The following is a 21,422-nucleotide window of genomic DNA, read 5'->3' as shown; positions in this document are numbered from 1 at the left end:
GAGCCGCTCGGGTGCGATGCCGCGCAGCGTCGCCGGCGCGATCGCGCGGCCCGCGAGAGCGAGATCATCGTAGGAAACCGGCGCGACGCGCGTATGCAATGCGAGCAACGCATGCAGGCCGCGATAGTGATCGAAAAGCGCCGTCGAGCACGCAAGTTCGCGCAGATTGCGGCGCTCGACCGCGCCGCGAAAAACCGCGATGGCATCGGCGATGCGAGCGTGGTGGCTACCTTCCGATTCCTCGCCGAGCGGCGCGACGAGCGTCAGCGCCTCGGCGAAGCGCTGCGCGGGGAGCCAGCCCGCCGAATGCAACGCGGCGATCGCACGTTTCAGCGCGGCCCCGGTTTCGCCCTGGCGCTGGAACGCGTGCAACGCGTCGGTCAGCGCCATTTCTGCGAGTCGCACCGATCCGCCGCGCGGATTGGGCAAGGCTTCGAACGGAACGGGCAGATCGGGACGAGATGTCATATCGGGCGCTCACAAGCCGGTTCGCGGCACGGCGATCGAACGTCGCCGTCGCACGCGGTTGAGTTGCGTCATCGACAGGCGCGCACGAGCCTCGTCGCACCTGCTTCAAGCGTATGCCTTAACGAGCCAGCGCGGGAACCGAATCCGCAAAGGCTTCTTGCACGTTTTATTCGCGTACATCGCGCGACGCCGGAAGCGCCGCAACGAATTCACCTTGCGTTGCACAACCCGAAAAATCGGCGAGCCGCCGATGGCTGCCCACGCGCGAAACGCGTCGTCATGCCGAACGCGGTCCGCAAAAAACGCGCGCCGCATGACGCGAGTCATGCGGCGCGGCAGAACGACAAGATCAGATCTGGACCATCTCGAAATCTTCCTTGCGGGCTCCGCATTCGGGACAGGTCCAGTTGATCGGAACGTCCTCCCAGCGCGTGCCCGGCGCGATGCCTTCCTCGGGCAATCCCGCTTCCTCGTCGTAGATCCAGCCGCAGATCAGGCACATCCAGCTTCTGTATTCCATACTTATGCCGAGTCGAATGGTCGGTTGAAAATAGGACATGATGGTACCGTGTTGCCGTGTCGATGCCTAGCAAGCGGGCCGCCTGCGGTGCGCGCATCGTGACATCGGTCGAAACGGCCGTCGCGTCGAAGTCCGGTGCCCAAGGCTAGCGCACCGGAAAAAAGTGCGCAAAGAAACCTTCCGGGCAGCGTTAGGCCGCATAATCAGACATGACCGAGCGGGCATTCGCTCACGCGCTCAGGGCGCGGACGAGTTCGCTTAGCGCCGATCGTCCATCCAAGCAATCCAATACCAAAATGTCCGCTTTTGCCATGACCGGCGATTCCCCACCGATCGTACTCACCTTCGGCCTGTTCGATCCCACGGGCGGCTCGGGCCTGCAGGCCGACCTGCTGACGCTCGCGAGCATGGGCTGTCACGGCGCGACCGTGCTCACCGGCTACGCCGTGCGCGATTCCGCGACCTGCGACGAAGTGACCGGCCTCGATCCGGAAACTGTTTCGACCCAGGCGCGCATGTTGCTTGAAGACATGCCAGTCGCCGCGTTCAAGATCGGCGCGGCGACGCGCGCGGAACTCGTGTCCGCCATCGCCGAAGTCGTCTCCGACTACGACGACGTGCCGCTGATCCTCGCGCCCGATTTCACGCTCGACGACGAACACGTGCTGTCCGCCGACGAACTCCGCGAATCGCTTGCCGATCTGCTCGTGCCGCAGACCACCATGCTGATTGCCGATCACGCCACGTTACTGCAACTCGCGCAGCCCGACAGCGACGCCGAATCGCCGACGCTCGATTCCGCGATTTCCCACATCCTGGCGCAGGGCTGCGAGTACGTGCTCGCGATGGAAACCGGCACGCATCGCCACGTCAACACGCTCTACAGCGAAGAAGGACTCGTGCGGCAGGATACGTGGGAACGCAGCGTGCAACGCATCATGGGCCTGACCGACACGCTCGGCTCGGCGGTCGCCGCTCTGCTCGCGAACGGTCAGGAGCCCGCCGAAGCCGCCCGCGAGGCGCAAGAATACGTGTTCCAGGCCGCGCGCGCCGCGTTCCGGCCGGGCATGGGCGCGTATCTGCCGGATCGCTTTTTCTGGGCGCGCTCGAACGATGCCGACGAAGAAGGCGAAGCGTCCTCGCTGCCGGATGACCCAACGGGACTGCCCGGAGAAGCTCGGCACTGACACACAACAAGAAGGGAGGCGACGCGAGCGCATGCCATACCGACTGCCCCATCTGCACAAGCCCGGCCCGCAAGGCGCGATCCGCATCGGCTGCGCGGGCTGGGGCCTGTCGAGCGCCGTCTCCACGAGCTTTCCGCACGAAGGCACGCATCTCGAACGCTACTCGCACGTGCTGACGTGCGTCGAGATCAACTCCAGTTTCTACAAGCCGCATCGCGAGCAAACCTACGCGAACTGGCGCGAAAGCGTACCCGAGTCGTTCCGCTTTTCGGTCAAGGTGCCGAAGGCAATCACGCACGACGCGCGTCTCGTCGATACCGAGTCACTGCTCGACGAATTTCTCCGCGCGGCCGGACAACTCGGCGACAAGCTCGGTTGCTGGCTCGTGCAACTGCCGCCGAGCCTGCCGTTCGATCACGACATCGCCGAGGCATTTTTCAAGGCGCTGCGCGAACGCACGAAGCTGCCGGTCGCGTGCGAAGCGCGCGAACATAGCTGGTTCACGAGCCACGCGGCCGCGCTTTTGAAGGCGCACCACATCGCATACGTCGATGCCGACCCGATCCCCGACGAGTGCGAGATCAAGCATCGCCCGGACACGTCGCTCGTGTACGTGCGGCTGCACGGCACACCCGAGCTCTACAAGTCTTCCTACGACTACACCTATCTCGACGAAGTCGCGCGCACGCTTCACAACCGCGCGAAAAAGACGGCCGAAGTCTGGTGCATCTTCGATAACACCGCCGAGGGCCACGCGCAGCCCAACGCGCTGCATCTGATGGAGCGGCTGCGGATTCATCACAAGTAAGCGTCTTTCTCACCCGACTACCCGAGGACCAGTCGTGGTGCGCAAGCCGGCAAGACGAGTCGCACGCCTGACTCAAAGCCTGATGTTCGCCTCGATGCTGATCCTCGCCGCACCGGCAGTCGCACAAGCCGCCTCGTCACCACACGGCACTACGCCCGCTAGCGATGGAATCTTCCTGCTTACGATCATCCTGAAGCACGACGAACCGAAGGCCCTACCGTAGGTCCATCACCAGCAGCAGTTGAAGGAGCAAGGCTACGTGAACTCTCCCGGCCTAAAGCCCGATGCTTCTGCGCCTCGCGACGCATGATTCCTGCTTCGTGGCGCACTGCCTGACCCACGCAGGGCGTGGATCAGGACTTATATTCGCTCCACAGGCAACTTCCGGCGTCCCACCGGTCGGAATGCTGTCCGTACGTCGGAACGCAATGCGCTTTTTTGGCTTCTCTACAAAGAAAGCTCCGTCGCGCAATGCCCCGATACCGAGGGTCTTAATGTTGATCCCCGCGTTATGGTCAGCATGCAGCGTCAAACCACAGCGTACACAGACAAAGCGACGGGCATCCCGGTTGTCCGCGTGGATGTGCCCGCACCGGGAACATCCTCTTGATGAATTTTGGGCCGGCACCTTGCCGACGAGTTTGTTTTTTTTCCCGGCCTTGTAGCGCAGAAACGCGTCGATTCTGCCCCAGCACGAGGCGAGGATCTTCCGGTTTAGACCAGCCTTCGCCTTCGCTCGGTTTCTGAGCCACTTTCCCGTGCGCTCGTCTTTCACCGCCTTCGGACGACGGCTCATGTTCCCGACCTTGAGATCCTCGAGCACAAAAAAGCGCGCTTCGCTGTTGACGAGCCGGTACGTGAGCCGGTGAGCGAAGTCGTTGCGCACGCGTGTAGCGTAATCCAGCCGTCGGGCAAGCCGTCTGACCAGTTTGCGGCGGTTCGCCGAGCCGTTCTGCGATCGCGCCATGCGCCGCTGATACCGCTTGGCACCGATCTCCTTGCGCTGCATTCGTTTCACGGTCAGAGGATCGAAGCGCAACTGTTCACCGGCGCTCGTGGCGACACAGTTGTCGGCCACGTTGCGGTCAAGTCCGAGCGTGACCCTCGCCAGCGTCGCGTCGTCGAGCGCATTCAACTCGTACGCCAATTCGTGCGGCTTACGCGCGATGACATTGCTTTCGTGCTCGTAGCAGAAACTCACAAACCATTGACCCGCAACCTCGCGGAGGACGATGCTCTTTGGCAGGCCAAACGGACGATGCGCCTTGAATGGCAACCTGCCTACGGGTTCGGCCTTCGTGCCCAGTTGGATGACCGGCCCCGCAGCAGTCTGGACAAAGCGGAACAGTTCCCCCGTCACGCGGACGCTGTTGAAGTCTCTTCGAGTGCGGCGTCGCGGTGCGTTCCCGAGCTTTTTCAGCTGACGTCGCTTGGCGTTCATCCAGCGTACCGCGCCGTTGCGCAGGATCTGACTTGGCACCTCGTACAGCCAGGGTGTGAGTTCCCGGTCCTTGAACTGCGCATAAGCCTGGTCGAGCGGGGCTTTGACTTCCGAATTACCCCAGACCAACTCAAGCCGGCGTTGTGCCGCGAACAGCCGATCTTCGCTTACTTTACTGTTGTAAATGAAACGCTGACAGCCAATCCATCGCGCGAGTATCGACGCCAATCCCGTATCAGGATAGGCCCTGAATCGAACGCCGGATTGGAGTATGGAAGACATATTGGTACTGTACATTCATACATGTAAGTGTCAAGCCAGTTCGCTTCGCATCGGACTAGAAAGCGAAGCTTCGGTTCGCCACATATCCTTCCTCCCGTGAACGGGGAGGATTGCTGGCTGCCTTTCAAGGCGTCTCCCCGCCGGGCGTCGAAATCGTGTCTCGGTACGTGATGATGCGCATCGCACAGGTCGTGAGGCTGCGCGTGCCCGACGACCGGTTACGCGAAGTGAACCACGCGATCGAGACCACTGCATGGGGCGGGTATCGGACGGAGTTTTATCCGACCTACGACTACAAGGCCGCCGCGCAGAAGTTGCGCGATGAGATGAACAAGTAGAGCGCTCGACGACTGGTATGGACGAAAAAAATCCCGCATCACTGCGGGATTTATTCTTGGCATGACGCGAGCCTCTTGCGAAGCTCACGCCGATGTAATCGGGCCGAAGCCTTTCTTACATGTCCATGCCCATGCCGCCCATGCCGCCGGGCATGCCGCCGCCCATGGGAGCGTCGTCCTTCGGCAGTTCTGCAACGGCTGCGTCAGTCGTCAGCAGCAGGCCTGCCACCGATGCCGCGTTTTGCAGCGCAGTGCGCGTAACCTTCGTCGGGTCCACGACGCCGGCTTCCACCAGGTCGCCGTACTCGCCGGTCGCCGCGTTGTAGCCGTAGTTGCCCGTACCTTGAGCAACAGCCGCCACCACGACGGAAGCTTCTTCGCCGCCGTTCGCGACGATCTGGCGCAGCGGCTCTTCCATTGCACGCAGAACGATCTTGATACCTGCGTCCTGGTCCGGGTTCGCACCCTTCAGGCCGTCGATCGCACGACGAGCGCGGATCAGCGCAACGCCGCCGCCAGCCACGATGCCTTCTTCCACAGCTGCGCGCGTCGCGTGCAGTGCGTCTTCGACGCGTGCCTTCTTTTCCTTCATTTCGACTTCGGTCGCAGCGCCGACCTTGATCACGGCAACACCGCCAGCCAGCTTGGCTACGCGCTCTTGCAGCTTTTCACGGTCGTAGTCCGACGTCGCTTCTTCGATCTGCTTGCGCACTTGCTTCACGCGAGCTTCGATGTTCGCGGCTTCGCCAGCGCCGTCGATGATCGTCGTGTTTTCCTTGCCCACTTCGATGCGCTTCGCCTGGCCCAGTTCAGCCAGCGTCGCCTTTTCGAGCGTGAGGCCGGTTTCTTCCGCGACCACTTGACCGCCGGTCAGGATCGCGATGTCTTCCAGCATTGCCTTGCGACGATCGCCGAAGCCCGGAGCCTTCACGGCAACGGTCTTCAGGATGCCGCGGATGTTGTTGACGACCAGCGTAGCCAGGGCTTCGCCTTCGACGTCTTCAGCGATGATCAGCAGCGGACGGCCAGCCTTCGCGACTTGTTCCAGGATCGGCAGCAGATCACGGATGTTCGAAACCTTCTTGTCGTGCAGCAGCACGAACGGGTTTTCGAGCACGGCGACTTGCTTGTCCGGGTTGTTGATGAAGTACGGCGACAGGTAGCCGCGGTCGAATTGCATGCCTTCGACGACGTCCAGCTCGTCTTCCAGCGACTTGCCGTCTTCGACGGTGATGACGCCTTCCTTGCCGACCTTGTCCATGGCTTCGGCGATACGATCGCCGATGGACGTGTCGCTGTTCGCCGAGATCGAGCCGACTTGCGCGATTTCCTTGTTCGTCGTGCAGGGCTTGCTGATCTTGCGCAGTTCTTCGATTGCTGCCGCGACGGCCTTGTCGATGCCGCGCTTCAGGTCCATCGGGTTCATGCCCGATGCGACGTACTTCATGCCTTCGCGAACGATGGATTGCGCGAGCACGGTAGCGGTCGTGGTGCCGTCACCTGCGTTGTCGCTGGTCTTGGAAGCGACTTCCTTGACCATTTGCGCGCCCATGTTCTGGAGCTTGTCCTTCAGTTCGATTTCCTTCGCGACCGAGACACCGTCCTTGGTGACCGTCGGGCCGCCGAACGAGCGCTCGAGCACGACGTTGCGGCCCTTCGGACCCAGCGTGACCTTGACCGCGTTGGCCAGGATGTTCACGCCTTCGACCATCTTTGCGCGTGCGGAATCGCCAAAAGTGACTTCTTTAGCTGCCATATCCAAACTCCTTGATTCGATTCAGTTTTCCGGCTTCGCCGCGGCGCTTGGGAAAGCGGCTCAGGCGAGCGAAGTCAGACGTACAGGAAGGATGCTTACTTGACCAGAACGGCCATGATGTCTTCTTCGCGCATGACGAGCAGCTCCTGCCCATCGACCTTGACGGTCTGGCCGGCGTACTTGCCGAACAGCACGCGGTCGCCCACCTTCACGTCGAGGGCGTTCTGCACGCCCTTGTCATCGCGCTTGCCCGGGCCGATGGCCAGGACTTCGCCTTGATCCGGCTTTTCTGCGGCAGCTTCCGGGATAACGATACCCGATGCGGTCTTGGTTTCCTGATCCAGACGCTTGACGATGACGCGATCGTGCAAAGGACGAAGGTTCATACACACTCCTCTCTTGATTGAGACTGAAAACGCGGGAAAACCCGTCCGTTGAGAACAATCTCGCCGGACGGCAATCTTGTTAGCACTCTCGTGCAGTGAGTGCTAATTATATGGACCGAATTTGACAATTTCAAGGAGGGATGCGGCGAGACGGGGCAGGAAAATCCCGTAGGACAGAAGATTCGAAGAAAAGCGGTCGCCTCAATCGCTTGTGTATAGTCGATTGATGCGATCAATCACCCTCGGGATTTGATCGATGCGCCTCTGCCTTACCTTTCGCGAAAAAGCACCGAAGAGACACATCGCGGCGCGCCGCGTTCCCGAATCCGCGCGACTTCACCTGTCTCCAGCCGCAGCCCGGCGGCCTTCGGAACACCTCTTGCGCCCGCTCACTACAGTGGAAACCGCGAATCCAACGATCCCTTCCAACTCGCCCTTTTTCATCGATCACTCCAGCCGCACTACAATTTGCGTCTGCCGTTGACACAAATTCTGGATCCGCCGTCTCATGCCCATGCCGTCGCCGCGCCTCGTTTTCGCTTCCCTCCTGCTGATCGCGCTCACCGCCTGCGCAGGCTCCAGCTCAGTCGCGCCGAGCTATCAGCAGGAGCTGTTCAGCACCGGCGCGAGCCCGTTCGCGCACAACTTCGACGCCACGGTCAACGAGACCTGCGAAGCTGCGCGCCGGGCGCTGTTGTCGCAAGGCTTTCTCACGACGATGGGCCAGCCCGACACCGTCGACGCCACGAAGAACTTCCAGCCGAGCGCCGAGACGCACGTCGTCGTGTCCTTCCATGTCGTGTGCACGCCCGGCGAAAACGCGACGAATCAGAGCATCGCGTATGTGAACGCCGTGCAGGACGGCTATGCGCTCAAGAAGAGCGACACGTCGGCGAGTGTCGGCTTGAGCGTGCTCGGCTCGCTGTCGCTGCCGATCCGCTCGAACAGCGACGCGATGGTCAAGATTTCGAGCGAGACCGTGCCCGCGGGCAAGTTCTACGACCGCTTCTTCGGCCTGATGGGACACTATCTGAGCACGGTGCCGCGCAGCGCGCCCGTCGCGGCCGACGAAGTGAAGAGCAAGCCGCTCGCGCCCTCGATCATCGTGAGCTCGCCCGAGTTGACGCCGACGCCGATCGTCGTGCAAACGCCCGCCGCCGCCACGGCGATCCGGGCGCCGGATGCGGCCGCGGCGCCATCGGCTTCGGCGGCCACCGCGACCCACTAAGTCACGCGCGTCGTCAGTTCGGCACGTTGACGACGCCGGCCGTCACCGAGATCGCGTTCGCGCCGGGATCGGTCGCGATCGGCGGCAGGTTCGACGTCGCAAGCGGGGGCGCCGATCCCGCCGTGCCGCCGCGCGCGACCGTTCGAACCACCTGGGAAGGCGGCAGCGGCGCGTTGTTCTTCAGGTGATCCCACATCAGGTTGAGCGCCTGAATGTTGTAGTAGTGGACCGGAATGAAGCGCGTGTCGAAGCCGGCCACGCTCAGGAACGCGTCGAAGTGTTGACCGTTCGTGATCTCGTAGAGCGAAAGCTGGCTCTTGCTGCCCTCCGCCACCCGATTCGCGCCGAGATACGGTCGCGACGCGTGATTGATCGGCACGAGCGCATCCGCGCGGCCCTGCACGATGATCGCGGGCTTACCGCGCAGATTCGCGTTCACGCGGATCGCATTCACGCTGTCCACCATCGTCGGGTTGCCGTTCGTCCATAACGCGCGCAGGCAAGCGGCGCCCGCGTAGCTGGCATCGGGCGTCGCGAACCGATGATCCGCCGCGCCCGCCGTTCCCGCGTTGTAGACCAGATTGATGCCGTTGGTCGGCGGCACGCCGTTGCCGTTGCCGAACATCGTCGACATCGGCGAGAAGAGCGGCGTCACGCCGGCCGCGCCCGTCGCGGCGTTGGTCGTGCCGAAGCTGAAGTCGCAGAGATTGTCGAGCACGCTCGCCTTCATATAGGCGTCGGCGTAAGTGACGGCGACGGCCGGAACCGCCTGCGAGTCCCACATCGGCGCCTGCAGCGTATCGGAGTCGGTCTCGTAACCCGCCTGATGCAACTGGCTCAGCGCGTCCGTGGCCTGCGCGACCGTGGCGCCGCCCGAGACGAGGCCATTCGCGGCGAGCGTCGCGCAGCGCGCCGTGCGGATGGCATTGGTCGTGGCGGGCAAAAGCGTCGCCAGATACGGCGCGCCCGCCGCCGCGGGTGCGAGCGCCGCGCACGGCTGGAGCAAGTTGGCGAGCGTCATGTAGTCCGCGAGCGGCCTGCCGAACGAGCCGACCGGCACGCCGCCCTGCCGCACCGAAACCTGCGACGGCAAGTTCAGATTAATCTGCGGCTCGCCGACGACGACCGCCGTGATCCAGCCATCGGTGTCCTGCTCGGCCGCCGCCAGCGATGCGCCGCCGCCATTGCTCACCGATGCCGCGATCGTCGTGATATCGCCCTTGCTGTAGCGCACCTGATGCGTCGATCCACTGACCGTGCCGAACATGTCGTTGAGCGCCCAGTATGCAAACTGGATCGCCTGCAAGGTGTTCTTGCCCCAGTCCTTTTCCGGGTTTTGTTGCGAATGCGCGTGCTTGTACGCGTAGCGATTCGGGAACGCCGCGTTGAACGACGAGAGCGCCGACGCGCTCACGTTCGCCTTGAAGATCGCCTTCGTTCCGGCGAGGCTCGTGCTCGCGAGCGTGCCGTCGATGAGCGTGACGAGCGTGGTCGAAATCTCCTGGGCGCCGTTGCCGCCGCCTTTGTCCGTGTAGGCGACCGCGCAGCCGCGTTTCAGGCCCCACTCGCCCGCCGCCGAGATCGCGCCGTAGACGCCGCGCGATCCCGATGACGTGGCCGTGACGATGCACGGCTGATCCGGATTGAAGCTCGCCGGGATCTGCACGAGCAGGCTGACGTTCTGCGTGCCGCTGCCGTCGTCGGCATAGGCGATGTATTCCTTGCCCGCGATCTTGCCTTCGCCGAGCGAGTCGTTGCCGTTCAGGTCGATATTCGGCCCCCAGAAGCGCCCGTAGCCGCCGGTCGCCGACATGTCGACGAGCGCGCGGTAGTTCGAATAGATCGCGAGGCGGCGCAATTCGGCTGCCGTCGGCGCGGCGGGCTTGGAGATCGTGGGCGCGGTCGCCGACGCGAGGCCCGTCTTGCCGAGACCGGCGGTCAGCAGGTCGTCCGAGACGCCGTCGTAAGTCTGGGTATTGACCGAGCCGGAGATGAAGGTCGGCAAGGTATTGGTCGGCTGGCCGCCGCCGTTGTTGTTGTCGTCATCGCCGCCATGGCATGCGGCGAGCGTCGCTGCCGCGAGCACGGCCAGCGCGCCGAGCGCGGCCGTTCGCGGCACCTTCTGCCAAGTCTGCAACCCCGGGAAACGCGCGAGTCTTTTCATTTGAGTCTCCGCCATCCGTTCCGATTGAGTGATGCGATTTTCCGCGCGCCACACCCGCGAGACGCGCGATCGACCATGCAAGTATCGCGCTTATCGAACGACCGTCACAGCCGAATTCATGCTCGTACGCGCCGGCTGCGAAAGCGCCAAACGACAACGGGCCCCGGCGACGCCGGAGCCCGTTCAAACGCCCGCCAGACGAGCAAAGCCAGCGGCATCGCGAGATGCCGCCTACTGCCTGAACTGCGTGTTATTGCCCGCCGCCCTGGACGCCGAGCGTGATCTTGTTGCTGACCGATTTCACGCCAGCCACGCCCTTCGCCGCTTCTTCCGCCTGGGCGATCTGGCCGCCTTCCGGCACCGTGCCGGTCAGCGTCACCGCGCCACTGCGCGCGCGCACGTACACGTTCGACACGTCGAAGCCCGGCACCTTCGACAGCGCGCGGCGCACGTCGTAGCCGAGCTTACGGTCGGTCTTCTTGGTCGTGGATTTCTGGGCCTTGGCCGCTGCTGCCGAGTCCGTGCTCGTGGCCGCCGCGTCGCTCGATTGAGCATAGGCGCTCGAAGCCACGGCCACGCACACCACCACGCCCAGCGCCTTCAACAGATCGACTGCTTTCATGATTTCTCCTTTTGTTTCGCTTGTTGACTTCGCACAGTTGCTACTTCGCTCGTTTTGCACTTCAAACCCGGGCCGCATCCCAGCGGCTGGACGACGACATCCGAGCGGCTGACCGTGGCCACGCGCTTCCGGTGCCCGAAATGGGCGCGGGAATGGCGGCGGCAAGCCGGCGGATGCGGCTCACGGTGCTGCGAGAGACTGGCGGACGAAACAAAACACGGCCGGTTGGTCGGGCGATGACACCCGTTGGCTCGAATATGACCTGCCGCAAGGCACCTGCTTGGCGCGGTCCGCGAACCCATATTCCGGGCTGCGGCGCGCGAGGGCCTTGTCGTGCGGCGGCGAACGTCAATTTAGCCCAGCGCGGCCATTAGCGCAAAGCATTTAACGACGCGGCCATCCGCGAAGCCGCGCACAAACAACAACGCCGCCGATGACTACACACACCTGTCACACGAGGCGCGGGGCTCGCCGCCGTCCGGGCGGCAATCGATCTCATGTACCATCGACGCCATGCCGGCCGCCTCGGGCGCGCCACTCGCGCGTCTCGCCGAACACGTCCGTGGCGACGTCCGCGCATCGCGATCGGGTAAGCTCGCACGCACGAAGTTTTACAACTACCGACGAGATGACCGACCCTTCAGGAAGCAATCCCGGCCACGATCCGGACGTCCCGCCCAAACGCAAGCCGCAGCCGAAAATCGTCGCGCGCTTTGTCGCAATCTCCTGGCGCGATCTCGCGCTCACCTTCGGCCCGATTCTGCTCGTATGCGCGGTCGCGCTGTATGCCGCCGTGCGCCTGATCCAGCCCGCGCCGCCGAGCACGCTGACCATCGCCGCCGGGCCGAAAGGCAGCTCCTTCTGGACCAGCGCGCAGAAATACAAGACGATCCTCGCGCGCAACGGCGTCACACTCAACGTCCTGGAGACGCAAGGTTCGCTCGACAACCTGACGCGCCTCGAAGATCCGAATTCGAAAGTCGACGCCGGTTTCGTGCAGGGCGGGCTGACGAAGCCCGGCGCGACGCACGACAATCTGGAATCGCTCGGCAGCGTGTCCTACGTGCCGCTCGCGGTTTTCTATCGCGGCGCGACGGTCGTCAGCCGTTTGTCGGAGCTGAAGGGCAAGCGGCTCGCGATCGGCGCGGAGGGCAGCGGCACGCGCGTGCTCGCGCTGAATCTGTTGAAGGCGAACGGCATCGAACCGGGCGGCGACACCGAGCTGTTGCCGCTCGCCGGAGACGAAGCCGCGAAAGCGCTCGAAGACGGCCAGATCGACGCCGTCTTTCTGACCGGCGACTCCGCGCAGCCGCCGACGATGGCGAAGCTTTTGCGCACCTCCGGCATCCGCTTCATGGATTTCGCCCAGGCCGATGCCTACGCGCGCCGCTTTCCGTACCTGACGGAAATCGAGTTGCCGATGGGCGCGTTCGACTTCGCCCGCAACCTGCCGCCGCGCGCGGTCCACATGATTGCGCCGACGGCCGAACTGGTCGCGCGCGACAGCCTGCATCCGGCGCTCTCCGATCTGCTGATCGAAGCCGCGCGCGAGGTGCACGGACGCGCGAATCTGCTGCAGCGGGCGAACGAATTTCCCGCGCCGCTGGTGCATGAATTCCGCATCAGCGACAACGCCGACCGCTATTACAAATCGGGCAAGAGCTTTCTGTACCGCGCGCTGCCGTTCTGGGTCGCGAGCCTCGCGGATCGCCTCCTCGTCGTGCTCGTCCCGCTGATCGTGGTGCTGATCCCGGGCTTGCGGCTCGTACCGGGGCTGTATCGATGGCGCGTGAAATCGCGCATCTATCGCTGGTATGGCGCGCTGATTGCAATAGAGCGGGAAGCGATCAGCGGCCCGGACAGGGCCCAGCGCGACGCCCTGCTCGAACGCATCGACGCCATTGAAACGGCCGTGAATCGCATGAAGATGCCGCTCTCGTTCGCGGATCAGTTCTATGTGTTGCGCGAGCACATCGGTTTCGTGCGGGAGCGTCTCGCGCACGCGCCCATCGCGCCCGTTGGGCAGGCCGACGAAGCCCGTGCGCGCGACGCCGCGCAACAGCTTGCGGCCGTCGACGCTATGCGGGCAGACACGGAACAAGGCAGCACGTAATATCTATTGGAGAAACGGTAAAAAAAATGCGACGCCGCGCGCGCCGCATCCGTCATGCAGGACACGACAAAAACGAACAGATGAGGCTCACGGCGCGCCGCCGCGCGTAAAGCCACGGAATCTCAGGGAGAAGGGAACATGAGTGCCCCGCATTCGACCAGCACCGGTCATCCGTATTTTTTCTTCGACTTCATTTCGCCGTTTTCGTACTTGCTGCTGGAGCAACATGAAAAATGGCCGGACATGCCGTTCGAACTCGTCCCCGTCCAGTTGATGAAGCTGCTCGAACGCTGGGGCCAGCCGCACGCGGCGACGATCCCGTCCAAGCGCGTCTTCACGTACCGGCACGCGCTGTTTCGCGCGGAGCAGCTTGGCATTCCGTTTAAGATGCCTCCCGCACATCCGTTCGATCCGAGCAAGGCGCTGCGTCTCGCCGTGCTGGCGAACGGCGAGATCGCCCGCGTGCGTGAAATCTTCCGCTACATCTGGCGCGAGGGGCGCGATCCGGCGACGCCGGAAGGCTTCGCCGCGTTGTGCGAGCGTATCGGCATGCCGGAGGGCGTTACGCGCATCGAGGACGACGACGTCAAAGCGAAGCTGCGCGACAACAACGACCGCGCCGTATCGATGGGCGTGTTCGGCGTGCCGACCTTCCTCGTCAACGATCAGATCTTCTGGGGCGAGGACACGCTGCCGATGGTGCTCTACGTCGCGCGCTCGCCGAACTGGCTCGAAGGCGCCGAAGTGAAGCGCATCAGCGCACTGCCGATCGCCCCTCGGGACGCCGAATTCAGCTGACGACGCAACGCTTGGGCAGAGCGCGCCTATGCCGTGCATAGCGCGCCTGCTATGGCGTCAAAAATGGATAAGCGTTTAACTTCGGCTGAGGGTTCGCGAGTTCGCGCCCGCGCGTCCTGAATTCAACCGCTTTGCTGGCCATGAACGATCCCGCCGACTCACTCGACATCTGGCTCATCCGCGTGCTGCGCACCCTGTTGCTGGAGCGCAGCGTGACGCAGACCGCGCAACGGCTGAACCAGACGCAGCCGGCGATCAGCACCGCGCTGCGCCGCCTGCGAGAAATCCTGAACGACCCGATTCTCGTGCGCGGCAAACAGGGCATGGTGCCGACCGAATACGGCGAATCGCTGCTTGCGCCCGCGCAACGCGCCTTGCGTGAAGTCGAATTCGTCGCGACGCCGCATGGCGATTTCGATCCGGAAAGCTCGCGCCGCACGTTCCGCGTGGCCGCGCCCGATTACCTCAACGATTTTTTCATGCCGACGCTCGTCGCCGCTTTTCGCGACGCCGCGCCCAACGCGCGCCTGGAGATCGAGTCGCTCACCCCGATGCGCGATCACGAGCGCATGCTCGACGAAGGCGAGATCGACCTGATGGTCGCGAACTGGACGAAGCCCGAGCCGCGCTTCGAGCGCCAGGATCTGTTCAGCGACGTATTCGTCTGCCTGATGCGCGCGAATCATCCGCTCGCGCGCGAGCCGCTGACGGCGGAACGCTACGCCCTCGCCGCGCACCTCGCGCCGACGCCGTACAGCGGCGGCCGCCGTCATCCGATCGACATTGGGCTCGCGCGCGCGGGCATCGAGCGGCGCATCGTCACGACGATTCCGTACTTCGGGCTCGTGCCGCAGGTGCTCTTGCAGTCGGACCTGATCTTCACCGCGCCGCGCCGTTTCGCGCAGCACTATGCGGCGATGCTGCCGCTCGCGGTGCTCGACTCGCCGGTGCCGTTTCCGCGCATCAAGTGCTATCAGCTATCGGTGCCGCAGCCCGATCAGCCGACGGATATCGCCTGGCTGCGCACGCTGATGTCGACCGTGTCCGGCTCGCTCACGGGCAAGAAGCACGTCGCGGCGGCCACGAGCGACGAAACCGCCGAGGTGGGCGAAGCCGCGAAGTAACGCACGCGCGGCGGGACTTCGGTACTATCCGAACGACACTCTCTGCCCGCGCCCGCTCACATGGATGCCCTCGACAAACTGATTCAGCTTGCGAACCTTTCCGGCGCGCTCGATCTGCGCTGCCTGTTGAGCGGCCCGCTGGAACTCGATCACGCGAACGCACCCGTCGGCGAAGCGGTGTATCACGTGGTGCTCGACGGCGCGTGCACCATCGTGCGCCACGGCCACGCGCCGCTCGAATTGACCGCGGGAGACATTTTCTTCCTGCCGCGCGGGGACGCGCATGTGCTCAGCATCGAGGCGCGCGAAGCGGGCGCGGCCAAGGCGGAGATGCAAACGCATCACAACGGCGCGGTCACGGTAGAGAGCAATTGCGGCGGGCAACGGCCGGGCGTGGATTTGCTATGCGGGCGCTTTCTCTACGCGCCGCGCGCGCTTCTGATCGACGTGCTGCCGGATGTCGTGCACGTGTCGTTCTCGAACGCGTCGGCGCCCTATCTCGCGCCGCTCGTCCAGACGATGCGCCGTGAGGCGGAAGATGCGCAGCTAGGCGCGCCGTCGATCGTCACGGCGCTGTCCACCGCGCTCTTCACGATGGTCCTGCGCGCCTGGCTCGACGGGCAGCCGTCATTGGCGGGCGTGCTTGCTTTGCTGGCGAACCGGAGGCTGGGCGCATCGATCATCGCGATGCTGGAACGGCCCGCCGAACCGTGGACGCTGGAGATGCTCGCGAAGGAAGCGGCGATGTCGCGCGCCACGTTCATGCGCGCGTTTTCCGCGCATTCGGACAGCTCGCCGCTCGTGTTGCTCAGTCACGTGCGGATGCAACTTGCGAGCACGATGCTCAGGCATACGAAGAAGAGCATCGCGGATGTCGCGGCGGATGTCGGCTATCAATCCGAAGCGGCTTTCTCGAAGCGGTTCAAGGAGCTTTACGGCGTGGCGCCGGGGAAATTTCGCCAGGCAAATAGCTTGACCTGACGTTCGCTGCACGCAGGCCACCTTTCAACAAACTTCCACGCCTTTCAAACGCAAGACACAGGACAATTCACGCCCTTCGTTCCGCGCAAACCGGAATGACTTCCATCCCGATTGAAGACCAGCGGCGGCGAACAATACTTGCGCCTGCAGGCGATCAATAAATGGAACGGCACTCTGCCCACGTACATGGGTGGCAACGCACCGATTCCGTTCCTGAACACCAAAGCGGACTGACGCGCGATGTATGGGCGCCCGGCTGTACAGCCGGGCGCGATCACGCGGCGGTCGCGCGAATGGACTTCAACTCTGGCATGCCGAAGCGCGCCGTCATCTCGCGCACGCGCAACAACTGCGCAGCCACCGCCAGCCCGATCGACCACGGCGCCTTGTCGACGATCCCTTCCACGCCGATCGGACACGTGATCTCCGGCAGCCGATCCGCCGCCACGCCCCGCTCCACCAGCCGCCGCTCGAACTTCACGCGCTTGGTCTTCGAGCCGATCAGCCCGAAGTAGGCAAAGTCGTCGCGCCGCATGATGCGTTGCGTGAGCGAGAAGTCGAGCGAATGATCGTGCGTCATCACGATGAAATACGCGCCCGCCGGAGCTTCGTCGACGATCGCATCGGGTAGATCGGTCGCTTCGATTTGCACGTTCGCCGGTACTTCGTCGGGGAACAGTTCGTCGCGCGCATCGACCCATTGCACGACGCACGGCAGCGTGCCAAGCACCTTCACGAGCGCATGGCCGACGTGACCCGCGCCGAACAGGACGACGTGCATCATGACCGTGCGCTCCTCACCGCGTTCACCGCCTTCAGAATTTCTTCGGCCGTCGCGGGCGCGTTCAGCGGCGGATTAACCTTGTGATCGCCGACCGCCGAGACCGCGTCGCGGATCGCGAAGAACACCGAGAACGGCAGCAGCAACGGCGGCTCGCCGACCGCCTTCGAGCGATGGATGCTGTCCTCCACGTTGCGGTTCTTGAAGAGATCGACGCGGAAATCGGCGGGCGTGTCGTTGGTCGTCGGAATCTTGTAGGTGGACGGCGCGTGCGTCATCAGCTTGCCCTTGTCGTCCCACCACAGTTCTTCCGTCGTGAGCCAGCCCATGCCCTGCACGAACGCGCCTTCGACCTGGCCTTTGTCGAGCGCCGGGTTCAGCGACGCGCCCACGTCGTGCAGCGCATCCGCGCGCAGCACGCGCATTTCGCCGGTCAGCGTGTCGATCACCACTTCCGACACCGCCGCGCCATACGAGTAGTAGTAGAACGGGCGGCCCTGCATCGTCGCCTGATCCCAGTAGAGCTTGGGCGTCGCGTAGAAGCCGTCGGACCACAACTGCACGCGCGCGAGATAAGCCTTCTGCACGACTTCGCCGAACGGAATGGCGTCGCCGCCGACGATCACGCGGTCGTTCGCAAAGCGCACTTCCGCCGGCGTGACCGTGCCGCCGCCGAACTTCTCCGCCGCGAACTTCGCGAGCCGCTCGCGCAACTGGCGCGCCGCGTCCTGCGCGGCCTTGCCGTTCAGGTCGGTGCCGGTCGATGCCGCCGTCGCCGATGTATTCGCCACCTTGCTCGTATCGGTCGCCGTCACGCGCACGCGCTCGAAGTTCACGCCAAGCTCATGCGCGACCACTTGCGCGACCTTCGTGTTCAGGCCCTGGCCCATCTCGGTGCCGCCGTGATTCACGAGCATCGAGCCGTCGGTGTAGATGTGAACCAGCGCGCCCGCCTGGTTGAAGTGCGTCACGTTGAACGCGATGCCGAACTTCACCGGCGTCAGCGCGAGACCCTTCTTCAGGATTTCGTTGTTCGCGTTGAATTCGTCGATGGCCGCGCGACGCCGGCGATATTCGCTCGTCTCTTCCAGTTCGGCGATCAGTTCATGGATGACGTTGTCCTCGACCGTCTGACCGTAAGGCGTCTTGTTGTTCTCCGTCTTGCCATAGAAATTCGCGCGGCGCACGTCGAGCGAATCGCGGCCGACCGAGCGCGCCACGTTATCCAGGATGTATTCGATCGCGAACGCGCCCTGCGGTCCGCCGAAACCGCGAAACGCGGTGTTCGACTGCGTGTTGGTCTTGCCGCAATAACCTTCGATCTTCACGTCCGAGAGCCAGTACGCGTTGTCGAAGTGGCAGACGGCGCGCGTCATCACCGGGCCCGACAAATCCGCGGAGAAGCCGCAGCGCGACGTCATGTCGACGGACACGCCTTCGATCTTGCCGTCGTCGTCGTAGCCGACTTCGAAGTCGTACACGAAGTCGTGGCGCTTGCCGGTAATCATCATGTCGTCGTCGCGGTCCGGACGCAGTTTCACCGGGCACAAGAGCTTCCATGCGGCGAGCGCCGCGCAGCACGCGAAAATGCCCGACTGCGATTCCTTGCCGCCGAATCCGCCGCCCATCCGCCGGCATTCGACCAAGACGTTATGCGAATGCACCTTCAGCACGTGCGCGACGAGATGCTGCATTTCCGTCGGATGCTGCGTCGAGCAGTAGACGTGCATGCCGTCGTCTTCTTTCGGCACGGCGTAGGCGATCTGGCCTTCGAGATAAAACTGCTCCTGGCCGCCCAGCTTCATCGCGCCGCGCTCGTGATGCGCGGCCTTCGCCATGCGGCTTTCGGCATCGCCGCGCGAAAGCTTCAGCGGATTGAGCACGTAGGATTCCGCCTTGCGCGCGTCCTCCGGCGTCAGGATCGGCACGAGATCCTCGAACTCGATGGTCGCGCGACGCGCCGCGAGACGCGCCGTATCGTGCGACGTCGCGACGACGATGAACATCGGCTGACCGACGAACTGCACGATGCCCTGCGCGAGCACCGGATCGTCGTGGATGATCGGACCGCAGTCGTTCACGCCGGGAATATCGTCGGCGGTGAAGACGGCGACCACGCCCGGCGTCGCGCGCACGGCGTCGAAGTTCATCGACACGATCTTCGCGTGCGCCTTCGGGCTCGTGCCGAGCGCGGCGTGCAGCGTGCCCGCGACCACCGGAATGTCGTCGGTATAGCTCGCGCGCCCGCTCACGTGCAGATGCGCCGATTCATGCGGACGCGACACGTGGACCTGCTTGAAAGCGTCGATTTCGTTCGCGAGCGACTGAGCGTCGGCGATGAATGCTTCTGCTTGCTGATTCATGTTCCTGGCTCCTTACTTCGCTTCGACGAGTTCGATTGCGCGCACATCCAGCTTCGATTTATCCAGCGGATCGTGCGCACGCGTTTCCAGCCAGAAGCGATACAGAAGGCTCTTCGCGGTATCGAGGCGATAGTCGCTGCTCGCGCGCATGTCGGTGAGCGGCTGGTAATCCCTGGAGAGCGCGATCATCGCGGCCTGCGCGGTGGCTTCGTGCCAGTGCGCGTCGTTGAGAATGGCTTCGGCGTGCGCGGCGCGCTTCGGCGTCGCAGCCATGCCGCCGTAAGCGAGACGCGGTTCGCGAATCATGTCGCCATCGGCGATGAAGCTGAACGCGGCGTACACGGCGGAAATATCGGAGTCGAAACGCTTCGACAGCTTGTACGCGCGGAACCGCAGATTGGCGCGCTTGCCCGTGCGCGTCGGCACGCGGATCGCGGCGACGAATTCGTTCTCGCGCATGTCCTTCTTCTGATACGCGATGTACAGGTCTTCGAGCAGCATCTCGCGCGTGCCATCGACGCTTTGCAGCACGACGCGCGCACTCAACGCGATGAGACCGGGCATCGAATCGCCGATCGGCGAACCGTTCGCGACATTGCCGCCGAGCGTTCCGGCATTGCGGATCGGCACCGAGGCGAAGCGCAGACGCGTTTCTTCGAGTTCCGGATAGATCTTCACGAGTTCGTCATACGCGCGCTCGACCGACACGCCCGCGCCGATTTCGATCCATTCGTCCGTCGTCTCGACATGCTTGAACGATTCGATCTGCCCTACATACACGATATCGCCGAGATCGCGCAGTTGCTTCGTCACCCACAGGCCGATGTCCGTGCTGCCCGCCAGAATGCGCACCTTGGAATTCTTGTCCTTGATCGCGGCAAGCCCCTCGGCGGTGCGCGGCGCGTCGAACTGGCGGCCAGCGTACTCGTAGTGGAAGGTGTCGTCGCGCTTCAGGCTTTCGAGCGTGCGCGCGAGCGCCGGCACGTTGACGGGCGCGAGCGGCGCGTGATCGAACATCTGCTCGGCGGCGTCGATGATCGGCCGATAACCCGTGCAGCGGCACAGATTGCCCGTGAGCGCATCGCTGATTTCCTGGCGCGAAGGCTTCGTCTTCTCGCACGATCCGGGGCAGCCGATCGTCGCGTGACCGTGCTTTTCGTAGAGCGCGAACATCGACATCGCGAAACCCGGCGTGCAGAAGCCGCACTGCGAGCCGTGGCAATCGACGAGCGCCTGCTGCACCGGATGCAGCGTGCCGTCCGGCTGGCGCAGGTCTTCGACGGTGAAGAGCGCGCGGCCATCGAGCGTCGGCAGGAATTGCACGCATGAGTTCACGGCCTTGAACGCCACGCCGCCCGCCCCGTCCGGCTCGCCGATGACGACCGTGCACGCGCCGCAGTCGCCTTCCGCGCAGCCTTCCTTGGTGCCGGTGCAGCGCGCGTCTTCGCGCAGGTATTGCAGGACGGTGCGCGTCGTCGACGCGCCGCTCACTTCTTGGATCGCGTTGCGGTGATAGAAGCGGATCGGCTCTGTCATGGGATGTCTCGGGGCTCTTCGATGCTTTTTCGCTGGTTGCGCGGGATGCGCAGCCGGTGGCATTCGCGATTTCGGGCTTTTTTTAGATTAATCCCATCGCTTCGATGGTTGGAAAGCTATCACCACCAAAATCCATAACCCATAGGCCGCATTGCATGAACGACATACTCTTCGTTTGATATGTGCGCGAAGCCTTATCCGACAAGGCTTCCGGCGCAGCCGTCCGATCGTTCGGACAGGTGTTTTGTCCTAGCTGGTTACAAAACGAGTGCGACGTTGCGCCGCAACATATGGGACAATCACGCCTTCGCGCCGAATTCAACCCCGCAATTTCCCTATGTCCACCGAGTCCCGCACCGAGCGGCAGGGCGAGTTCGCAGTCACGCTGCGGATTCTGCCTGTCGTGCTGTACACGTTCCTTTGCTACCTGACGATCGGCATCCCGCTCGCGGTGCTGCCGGGCTTCGTGCATACGGATCTGGGCTACGGCTCGGTGATGGCGGGCGCGGCGATCAGCGTCCAGTAC

At 63.7% G+C, this 21,422-nt stretch carries 16 protein-coding genes and 3 pseudogenes; 9 read left to right on the top strand and 10 right to left on the bottom strand.

Annotation, left to right across the window (positions count from 1 at the left end; translation table 11 throughout):
- Together AWB82_RS33760 and AWB82_RS33750 are read right to left on the bottom strand one after the other, a co-directional pair.
- Positions 1-468 (bottom strand): annotated as a pseudogene (locus AWB82_RS33760) (hypothetical protein); the annotation flags it as partial.
- Positions 469-817: 349 nt separating this feature from the next.
- Entirely contained in the window at positions 818-988 is a 171-nt protein-coding gene (locus tag AWB82_RS33750) for a rubredoxin (RefSeq protein ID WP_025527884.1), read from the bottom strand.
- A 311-nt stretch (positions 989-1,299) separates the two neighbouring features.
- On the opposite strand from AWB82_RS33750, the gene thiD reads away from it, so the two are divergent.
- Together thiD and AWB82_RS33740 are read left to right on the top strand one after the other, a co-directional pair.
- Positions 1,300-2,175, top strand: coding sequence for a bifunctional hydroxymethylpyrimidine kinase/phosphomethylpyrimidine kinase (gene thiD, locus AWB82_RS33745; protein WP_086973629.1), 876 nt, complete (start codon positions 1,300-1,302; stop codon positions 2,173-2,175).
- A gap of 31 nt (positions 2,176-2,206) precedes the next feature.
- Positions 2,207-2,983 (top strand): DUF72 domain-containing protein, encoded by a 777-nt coding sequence (locus AWB82_RS33740; protein ID WP_086973627.1) that lies wholly within the window; start codon positions 2,207-2,209, stop codon positions 2,981-2,983.
- Positions 2,984-3,257: 274 nt separating this feature from the next.
- Here the strand turns inward: AWB82_RS33740 and AWB82_RS33735 are convergent, their stop codons facing one another.
- Positions 3,258-4,706, bottom strand: coding sequence for an RNA-guided endonuclease InsQ/TnpB family protein (locus tag AWB82_RS33735; protein ID WP_159462654.1), 1,449 nt, complete (start codon positions 4,704-4,706; stop codon positions 3,258-3,260).
- Between the two features lie 122 nt (positions 4,707-4,828).
- Between AWB82_RS33735 and AWB82_RS33730 the strand changes: the two are divergent.
- Positions 4,829-5,044 (top strand): annotated as a pseudogene (locus AWB82_RS33730) (hypothetical protein); the annotation flags it as partial.
- A 115-nt stretch (positions 5,045-5,159) separates the two neighbouring features.
- Here AWB82_RS33730 and groL read toward each other — a convergent pair.
- Positions 5,160-6,800, bottom strand: a complete 1,641-nt coding sequence (gene groL, locus AWB82_RS33725) for a chaperonin GroEL (RefSeq protein ID WP_086973625.1) — start codon at positions 6,798-6,800, stop codon at positions 5,160-5,162.
- Positions 6,801-6,895: 95 nt separating this feature from the next.
- A complete protein-coding gene (locus AWB82_RS33720; protein ID WP_035500852.1) occupies positions 6,896-7,186 on the bottom strand; it encodes a co-chaperone GroES in 291 nt (96 codons plus the stop codon).
- Between the two features lie 508 nt (positions 7,187-7,694).
- On the opposite strand from AWB82_RS33720, the gene AWB82_RS33715 reads away from it, so the two are divergent.
- The gene (locus AWB82_RS33715) at positions 7,695-8,414 is read left to right on the top strand and encodes a DUF2242 domain-containing protein (RefSeq protein ID WP_086973624.1); all 720 of its coding nucleotides are present in this window, start codon (positions 7,695-7,697) and stop codon (positions 8,412-8,414) included.
- 13 nt (positions 8,415-8,427) lie between these two features.
- Here the strand turns inward: AWB82_RS33715 and AWB82_RS33710 are convergent, their stop codons facing one another.
- A complete protein-coding gene (locus AWB82_RS33710; RefSeq protein ID WP_086973623.1) occupies positions 8,428-10,578 on the bottom strand; it encodes a D-(-)-3-hydroxybutyrate oligomer hydrolase in 2,151 nt (716 codons plus the stop codon).
- A 250-nt stretch (positions 10,579-10,828) separates the two neighbouring features.
- Positions 10,829-11,200: a BON domain-containing protein gene (locus AWB82_RS33705; protein WP_086973622.1), complete on the bottom strand. Its 372-nt coding sequence runs from the start codon at positions 11,198-11,200 to the stop codon at positions 10,829-10,831.
- A 628-nt stretch (positions 11,201-11,828) separates the two neighbouring features.
- Between AWB82_RS33705 and AWB82_RS33700 the strand changes: the two genes are divergently transcribed.
- From AWB82_RS33700 to AWB82_RS33685, 4 genes are all read left to right on the top strand, one after another.
- Positions 11,829-13,313, top strand: coding sequence for a TAXI family TRAP transporter solute-binding subunit (locus AWB82_RS33700; protein ID WP_086973621.1), 1,485 nt, complete (start codon positions 11,829-11,831; stop codon positions 13,311-13,313).
- 138 nt (positions 13,314-13,451) lie between these two features.
- Positions 13,452-14,111: a 2-hydroxychromene-2-carboxylate isomerase gene (locus tag AWB82_RS33695; protein WP_086973620.1), complete on the top strand. Its 660-nt coding sequence runs from the start codon at positions 13,452-13,454 to the stop codon at positions 14,109-14,111.
- Between the two features lie 140 nt (positions 14,112-14,251).
- Positions 14,252-15,235, top strand: a complete 984-nt coding sequence (locus tag AWB82_RS33690) for a LysR family transcriptional regulator (RefSeq protein WP_086973619.1) — start codon at positions 14,252-14,254, stop codon at positions 15,233-15,235.
- Positions 15,236-15,295: 60 nt separating this feature from the next.
- Complete coding sequence (locus AWB82_RS33685) at positions 15,296-16,216, top strand: AraC family transcriptional regulator (RefSeq protein WP_086973618.1); 921 nt, start codon at positions 15,296-15,298, stop codon at positions 16,214-16,216.
- 274 nt (positions 16,217-16,490) lie between these two features.
- Here AWB82_RS33685 and xdhC read toward each other — a convergent pair whose 3' ends face one another.
- From xdhC to xdhA, 3 genes are read right to left on the bottom strand one after another with little or no spacing between them, the layout of a single operon-like run.
- Positions 16,491-17,000, bottom strand: coding sequence for a xanthine dehydrogenase accessory protein XdhC (gene xdhC / locus AWB82_RS33680; RefSeq protein WP_086973617.1), 510 nt, complete (start codon positions 16,998-17,000; stop codon positions 16,491-16,493).
- Positions 16,997-19,360: a xanthine dehydrogenase molybdopterin binding subunit gene (gene xdhB, locus AWB82_RS33675; RefSeq protein WP_086973616.1), complete on the bottom strand. Its 2,364-nt coding sequence runs from the start codon at positions 19,358-19,360 to the stop codon at positions 16,997-16,999. Before xdhB ends, xdhC begins: the two co-directional genes overlap by 4 nt.
- Positions 19,361-19,372: 12 nt before the next feature.
- Positions 19,373-20,896: a xanthine dehydrogenase small subunit gene (gene xdhA, locus AWB82_RS33670; RefSeq protein ID WP_086973615.1), complete on the bottom strand. Its 1,524-nt coding sequence runs from the start codon at positions 20,894-20,896 to the stop codon at positions 19,373-19,375.
- Positions 20,897-21,233: 337 nt separating this feature from the next.
- On the opposite strand from xdhA, the pseudogene AWB82_RS33665 reads away from it, so the two are divergent.
- Positions 21,234-21,422: pseudogene (locus AWB82_RS33665) on the top strand (MFS transporter); the annotation flags it as partial.

Source organism: Caballeronia glebae, from assembly GCF_001545035.1.
GTDB lineage: Bacteria > Pseudomonadota > Gammaproteobacteria > Burkholderiales > Burkholderiaceae > Caballeronia > Caballeronia glebae.
The sequence above is the reverse complement of the archived record's forward strand: the minus strand, read 5'-3'. Positions and strand labels throughout refer to the sequence as shown.

Excerpts from the sequence above, each read along its gene's own strand:
- AWB82_RS33750 (WP_025527884.1), bottom strand. The coding sequence starts at position 988 with ATGGAATACAGAAGCTGGATGTGCCTGATCTGCGGCTGGATCTACGAC.
- thiD (WP_086973629.1), top strand. The coding sequence starts at position 1,300 with ATGACCGGCGATTCCCCACCGATCGTACTCACCTTCGGCCTGTTCGAT.
- AWB82_RS33740 (WP_086973627.1), top strand. The coding sequence starts at position 2,207 with ATGCCATACCGACTGCCCCATCTGCACAAGCCCGGCCCGCAAGGCGCG.
- AWB82_RS33735 (WP_159462654.1), bottom strand. The coding sequence starts at position 4,706 with ATGTCTTCCATACTCCAATCCGGCGTTCGATTCAGGGCCTATCCTGAT.
- groL (WP_086973625.1), bottom strand. The coding sequence starts at position 6,800 with ATGGCAGCTAAAGAAGTCACTTTTGGCGATTCCGCACGCGCAAAGATG.
- AWB82_RS33720 (WP_035500852.1), bottom strand. The coding sequence starts at position 7,186 with ATGAACCTTCGTCCTTTGCACGATCGCGTCATCGTCAAGCGTCTGGAT.
- AWB82_RS33715 (WP_086973624.1), top strand. The coding sequence starts at position 7,695 with ATGCCCATGCCGTCGCCGCGCCTCGTTTTCGCTTCCCTCCTGCTGATC.
- AWB82_RS33710 (WP_086973623.1), bottom strand. The coding sequence starts at position 10,578 with ATGAAAAGACTCGCGCGTTTCCCGGGGTTGCAGACTTGGCAGAAGGTG.
- AWB82_RS33705 (WP_086973622.1), bottom strand. The coding sequence starts at position 11,200 with ATGAAAGCAGTCGATCTGTTGAAGGCGCTGGGCGTGGTGGTGTGCGTG.
- AWB82_RS33700 (WP_086973621.1), top strand. The coding sequence starts at position 11,829 with ATGACCGACCCTTCAGGAAGCAATCCCGGCCACGATCCGGACGTCCCG.
- AWB82_RS33695 (WP_086973620.1), top strand. The coding sequence starts at position 13,452 with ATGAGTGCCCCGCATTCGACCAGCACCGGTCATCCGTATTTTTTCTTC.
- AWB82_RS33690 (WP_086973619.1), top strand. The coding sequence starts at position 14,252 with ATGAACGATCCCGCCGACTCACTCGACATCTGGCTCATCCGCGTGCTG.
- AWB82_RS33685 (WP_086973618.1), top strand. The coding sequence starts at position 15,296 with ATGGATGCCCTCGACAAACTGATTCAGCTTGCGAACCTTTCCGGCGCG.
- xdhC (WP_086973617.1), bottom strand. The coding sequence starts at position 17,000 with ATGATGCACGTCGTCCTGTTCGGCGCGGGTCACGTCGGCCATGCGCTC.
- xdhB (WP_086973616.1), bottom strand. The coding sequence starts at position 19,360 with ATGAATCAGCAAGCAGAAGCATTCATCGCCGACGCTCAGTCGCTCGCG.
- xdhA (WP_086973615.1), bottom strand. The coding sequence starts at position 20,896 with ATGACAGAGCCGATCCGCTTCTATCACCGCAACGCGATCCAAGAAGTG.